This is a genomic window from Arthrobacter sp. Br18 (assembly GCF_000520555.1).
Lineage (GTDB): Bacteria > Actinomycetota > Actinomycetes > Actinomycetales > Micrococcaceae > Arthrobacter_D.
In genome coordinates this window covers 70,906-76,974 of record NZ_KI914877.1, presented here as the reverse complement: position 1 = coordinate 76,974, position 6,069 = coordinate 70,906, and the positions used below count along the sequence as shown (strand labels likewise).

The 6,069-nt window shown below is 67.9% G+C and carries 4 protein-coding genes; 1 reads left to right on the top strand and 3 read right to left on the bottom strand.

The features are described 5' to 3' along the window. Positions 1-7: 7 nt before the first annotated feature. On the bottom strand, positions 8-1,822 hold the full coding sequence (locus Y704_RS0112925) for a hypothetical protein (RefSeq protein ID WP_026550426.1): 1,815 nt from the start codon (positions 1,820-1,822) through the stop codon (positions 8-10). 78 nt (positions 1,823-1,900) lie between these two features. Beyond that, positions 1,901-3,145 (bottom strand): glucose-1-phosphate adenylyltransferase, encoded by a 1,245-nt coding sequence (gene glgC, locus Y704_RS21170; protein ID WP_035772710.1) that lies wholly within the window; start codon positions 3,143-3,145, stop codon positions 1,901-1,903. Positions 3,146-3,256: 111 nt separating this feature from the next. On the opposite strand from glgC, the gene glgA reads away from it, so the two are divergent. Next, positions 3,257-4,450 carry a glycogen synthase gene (glgA, locus tag Y704_RS0112915; RefSeq protein WP_035772709.1) on the top strand — a complete coding sequence of 398 codons (1,194 nt, stop codon included), beginning with the start codon at positions 3,257-3,259 and terminating at the stop codon, positions 4,448-4,450. Here glgA and Y704_RS21165 read toward each other — a convergent pair. Further along, a partial coding sequence (locus Y704_RS21165; protein ID WP_035772708.1) for an acyl-CoA dehydrogenase family protein occupies positions 4,447-6,069 on the bottom strand: 1,623 nt, incomplete at its 5' end. The genes glgA and Y704_RS21165 overlap by 4 nt on opposite strands.

Below are 6,069 nucleotides of genomic sequence, written 5' to 3'. Positions count from 1 at the left end.
GCCGAGCCTAGCCCGCGAGCTGGAACAGCAGCGGCGGGGCGAGGACGCATCCAAGCGCCAGAACGGAGACCGCCCCCAGCACGGCCTGCTCACGGCGGGCCGCGAACGCACCGCGCAATTCGAGCGGCGTGCGCGCGCTGAACTCCCAGTCCAGGGCCTCGCGCTCGTATGGGGTCCCCGAGATCTTGTCGAAGCCGGCGCTCAGCAGACCGATGCGGTCGGAGCTGTCGTTCCGACCGGCACCGTTCCGCGTGCCGGTCGGACGGAGCGCCCAGGCGTACCGCAGGCCCTGCAGCCCCGACAGCACTGCTTCCAACGGACTGTTCACAAGGTAGTCGCGCTGGGTCCAGGCCACCTTCGCCCGTTCGAGTGGGAAGCCGAGCACCACGTCGGCTCCGCACCGGCGAACTTCAAAGGCCACCCGGTGGGGTGATTCGCCGACGGCCGCGGACGGATCCGCCGGCGCTATGACCTTCGGTACGTGCAGCCAGTGGAACGACGCGACGACGCGGGGCCGTGTGCCCCGTCCCAGGAACAGGACGCCGTTGCGCTCGACCACTACGGTGACGAGGCGGGGGAGGCCGGCGTGCCGGGCGCCGGCGAAGACGTCCGGTCGCAGCACGCGCAGGGCGCCGAGGAACTGCGCGTCACGCCGGCCCTGCAGCACGGTGTAATCGCTCAGCCCGTCGGCTGCCTGGAAAAAGGCCCCGGCCCGGGAGTCGAGCAGGACGGCGGAGGCGATGGCAGCGACAGCCCCCATCAGTCCTGCGAACAGGACGAGGCTGGCCGACGGGTCCTGCGAGGCCGCCAGCGCCGACCACCAGGAGAGCGCGATCGATACGGCCGCAGAGACGGTTGCAAGCAGGGCCTTGCGGTTCCGTACCCGGAGTGTCCAGTCCCGGCGGGACAGCTGCTGCCCGGCAGCCTCACCAGCGGTTCGGGGGGCGCCCGGGCGCGGGGAGACGGCGAAGGACAGCCGGACGTCGTCGTTCCGCCCGGCGGTGGCCGGCGGGCGCGCGCGGGCGGCGTTCTTCGGGGACTGCCAGGAGGAATACGCATCGCTGAGAACGGGCAGGCGGTCCCGCAGCTTCGAGAGCTCGGCACGCAACCGGTCCTTGTCAAGGTCCGTGGGCGAGATTCCGAAGGCGTCCAGCCGCCCACGTGCCATCATCGCCACGAGCCTGTCCGGACCGGGCCGATGCCGCAGGAGATACCGGGCGAATCCGGTGGTCATGAAGTGGCAGTTGTCGAGGGCGCCCGCGTAGGCGTCGATCCCGGAGTAGCCCATGGACGCGGTGATGTGGGCGGAGGTGCGGCTCAGTTGCACCCCCGCAAGGGACACCGCGACGTCGAGCAGAAGGAACATGCTCAGGGCCCCGCACCGGGCGAATCCCGTCGTCGCGAGGCTGCCGTGCGGGGGCAGCCCGAGGGCGTTCCGGACTCCGCGGACTGCCCGGTGGAACATGATGTCCCCGTGGGCAAGCAGTATTTCGCGGAAGACCAGGGTGTCCAGCAGATCGGCCTCGAGCTGCGCCACCGGCGTCATCGAATGGTAGCGGGAGGAAGGGAGCGCCGCGGCGTATCGGCCGCCCAGGAACGCGGCGAGGCCCGGCACCCCGGAGGCCGGCCTGCTGATCAGGCTGTCGGTGCGGGCCAGGTCACGGTCGATCTCCCGCAGCGTCCGGAGGTCCAGCTCCTCGAGGAACCGGAGGGCGTAATCCAGATCCCGGGCGCCCTCCGCGCCGTCCCGGGCGCCGGCACGGGCGACGGCACCGAGCCGTTCCACCGCTGCAACGCGCTCGGCCTCGTCGTCCCCGTTCACGCGCGTCCCCGTCCCCCTGCCGCCCTCTACCGGGCGACCGGTACTGTCCGAGAAAAGACTCTACTGGTTCGGTGCCTCTCAGGCGGCAGGCACGGCCTGCCCCTTCCGCACGATCGTGAGCCCCGAGTCGGTCACCGCGAAGCCGCGCCTGAGGTCCAGGTCGCGGTCCACACCCACTGAGGCGCCCGCGGGAATTTTCACGTTCTTGTCGATGATCGCCTTGCGCACCACGGCGCCGGCACCCACCGATACCTTGTCAAGGAGGACGGAGCCGGTGACCTCCGCTCCCTGGTCGATGAACACGTCGGTGGCGAGGATGGAACTGCGGACCGTGCCGCCGGAGATCACCACGCCCGCTGACACGATCGAGTCGTGGGCCTCGCCCGACTGCCCGGACGCGCTGCGCACGAATTTGGCCGGGGGAGAGACACTCTGGCGGGTGTAGATGGGCCACTGCAGGTTGTACAGGTTGAACAGGGGGAGCGGGGAGATGAGGTCCATGTTCGCCTCGTAATAGGAGTCCATCGTGCCGACGTCACGCCAGTACTGGCGGTCCCGCTCGGTGGAGCCCGGGATGATGTTGGTGGTGAAGTCGTAGACGGCGGCGTCGCCACGTTCCACGAAGTAGGGAATGATGTCCCCGCCCATGTCGTGCTTGGTGTTCAGGCGCGCGGCGTCCTCCTCGAGGGCCTTGACCAGGGCATCAGCCGTGAACACGTAGTTGCCCATCGACGCGAGGAAACTGTTCGGATCGTCGGGCAGGCCCGGGGTGGACTCGGGTTTCTCGACGAATGCCGCGATTCGCCCCGGGTTGTTCTTGTCGACTTCGATCACGCCGAACTGGTCCACCAGGTTCATGGGCTGGCGGACCGCCGCGACACTCACCGACGCACCGCTTTCCACATGCGCGTTCACCATCTGCTCGAAGTCCATGCGATACACATGGTCGGCGCCGATGACCACCACGATATCCGGCTGGGCGTCATAGATGAGGTTCAGGGACTGGTAGATCGCGTTCGCGCTTCCGAGGAACCAGCTCTTTCCGCGGCGCTGCTGGGCAGGCACCGAGGCGATGTACTGCTGGAGCTGCGTCGACATGCGCCAGGTCTCGGAGACGTGCCGGTCGAGGCTGTGGGACTTGTACTGGGTGAGGACCACGATCTGGAGGTACCCGGAATTCACGAGGTTGGAGAGAGCGAAGTCGATGAGCCGATAGCTGCCCGCGAAGGGCACAGCCGGTTTTGCCCGGTCCGCTGTCAACGGCATGAGTCTTTTGCCCTCGCCGCCTGCCAGTACTACCGCGAGTACTTTCTTCAGTGCCACGAATGACCCCCTGCTCTTCCTTGAGTGTGCGCATCTGCCGTTCCGTCCGCCCTGGTAAGGCGGATTCACTTCACACTAGAGGACTGGGGCGCACTGCACTACGTTGGGGGAGTGCGAGTAGATATTGTGTCAAAGGAATTCCCCCCCGAGATCTATGGCGGCGCGGGGGTGCACGTGGCGGAGCTGAGCCGGGTCCTGGCACCGCACGTCGACCTCAACGTGCATTGTTTCGGGGCGGACCGTCCGGCGGACTACCACGGCGCGAGAGTGTGGTCCTACGGCGTACCTCCCGGTCTGGCGGACGCCAACGCCGCGGTGCAGACACTGGGCACCGATATGGAAATGCTCGGTAATATCGCCGGCGCGTCCCTGGTGCATTCGCACACCTGGTACGCCAACATGGCCGGCCACCTGGCGTCGCTCCTGCACGGAATCCCCCATGTCCTGAGTGCCCACAGCCTTGAGCCGCTGCGGCCCTGGAAAGCGGAGCAGCTCGGCGGCGGCTACGCCCTGTCCTCCTGGGTCGAGAGGACATCGTATGAGGCTGCGGCAGCGGTGATCGCCGTGTCGGCCGGCATGCGGGCCGATATCCTGCGCAGCTATCCCGACGTCGACCCGGCAAAGGTCCACGTGGTCCACAACGGGATCGACGTGGGCGAGTGGACCCGGGATGAGAACGACGACGCCGTCACCGCCCTCGGCATCGATCGGTCCCGTCCCAGTGTGGTCTTCGTGGGACGGAACACCCGCCAGAAGGGAGTCCCCTACCTGCTCCGGGCGGCAGCCCAGCTGCCGCCCGATGTGCAGCTCGTGCTCTGCCTGGGGGCGGCTGACACCAGGGAGCTGGCTGCCGAGACCGAGGTCCTGATCGACACGCTCCGGGAGCAGCGGGGCTCGGTCATCCTGATCGAGCGGATGCTGCCACGCCGGGAACTCATCCAGGTGCTGAGTTCCGCAACGGTCTTCGCGTGCCCCTCCATCTACGAGCCGCTGGGGATCGTCAACCTCGAGGCCATGGCCTGTGGGGCGGCAGTGGTGGCGAGCGCCACCGGCGGCATCCCCGAGGTGGTGCAGGACGGCGTGACCGGCACGCTCGTGGCCCTCGAGCAGGTCTCCGACGGCACCGGGACCCCGCTGGATCCGGAGAAGTTCGTCTCGGATTTCGCGGCCGCGCTCACCGAACTGGTATCGGATCCGGAGCGCGCCCGGCGCATGGGTGCCGAGGGCCGACGGCGTGCCGAAGAGCACTTCGACTGGGGATCGATAGCGAAGGCCACCCTCGACGTGTATGCGGGTGTCCTCTAGGCCGACTTCCTGCCGGATGCCGTTCCCGGCTTCCGGATCTCTGCCTGCCGTGCCAAAAGGGTCTTCTCGTCGATGACCGACGTTCCGCTCGCCCGCATGCGGCGCGCGTATGCGGCGGCCTCATCCTGGCGCTCCTGCTCCGCGCCGGTCGCGATGGCAGCGCGGATGTGCTCGGGGCCGTATCCGAAGGCCTCGACGAGGTCCAGGGAGTGCGGGCGGATCTTCGCGAGCAGACGGTTGATATAGGCGTTGAGCGTCCGCGCACGCTGCGTTGAAAGGCGTCCGTTCATGAGGTACCAGGCGAGGTTCTTCTCGATGAGGCAGAGTCCGAAGAGATCCCGCACCCAGGTCATCACCTGCCGGGTACCCGGATCCTTCAGGTCCTTGAGCCCACGGGTGAACGCTTCCCACTGCAGCAGCTCGGCGTGGGCCCGCGCCGCCTCGATGAGGTCGTTCTGGTGCTCGTTGAACAGCGCGGCGGCCTTCTCCTTCGACATGCTCTTCGCTCCGCGCAGCTCTCCGGCCAGTTCGGCCACCATGCTCGAGACCCGGTCCGAGAGCAGCTCATGCTGCGTATGCTCGTCGCGCAGTGCGATGGCGGACTTCTTCTCGGACCCGGAATCCGCGACGGTCTGGGCAACCCTGCGCAGCCCCGAGCGGTGGAGCGTCCGTCCGGCCTGCGTGGCGGCGTACCGGGCGAGCACGCCGAAGTCCATGTCCTTGAACTCCTTCGCGTAATCGCCGAGCAGCCGCTTGGCCACGAGTTGCAGCAGGACGTTGTTGTCCCCCTCGAAGGTGGCGTACACGTCGAGGTCGGCGCGCAGCGAGGTGAACCTGTTCTCGGCGAGGAAACCCGCGCCCCCGGTTGCTTCACGGCATTCCTGCAGCGTGTCCAGGGCCAACCAGGTGGACAACGGCTTGTAGGCGGCGGCGAGTGTCTCGAGATCCTGGCGGTCCTCGTCGGTGTCGTGCGAGCCGGAAAATACGCCGTCGAGCTTTTCCAACAGCTCCTCGTGCGCAAACGAGGCGGCATACGTTGCGGCAAGGCGGGGGAGCAGGCGCCGCTGGTGGCGCTGGTAGTCCATCAGCACCTCCTCCGACAGATCGGAGGAGGCATTGAACTGACGGCGCTGCGTCGAGTAGGTGATGGCGGCCGTCAGCGCCAGCTTGCTGGCCGCCACTGCCGCGCCGTCCAGCGAGACCCGACCCTGGACGAGGGTTCCGAGCATCGTGAAGAACCGTCGTCCGGGAGAGGCGATCGGCGAGGAGTAGTCCCCGTTCGGGGCAACGTCGCCGTAGCGGTTGAGGAGGTTGGTCCGGGGCACCCGGACCCCGGTGAAGTGGAGGCGGCCGTTGTCGATGCCGTTGAGCCCGCCCTTCAGCCCGTCGTCCTCGCCGCCCACGCCGGGCAGAAAACCACCCTCGGGAGTGCGGAGTTCCACGTAGAAGCCGTGCACACCACGGTTCACCCCACCGGAGACGAGCTGGGCGAAGACGACGGCGGCGCGGCCGTCGATGGCGGCATTGCCGATGTAGTCCTTCCACGCCGCGCGGAAGGGGGTGTTGATGACAAACTCTTCAGTGGCGGGATCGTACGTGGCGGTGGTCGCGATGCTCGC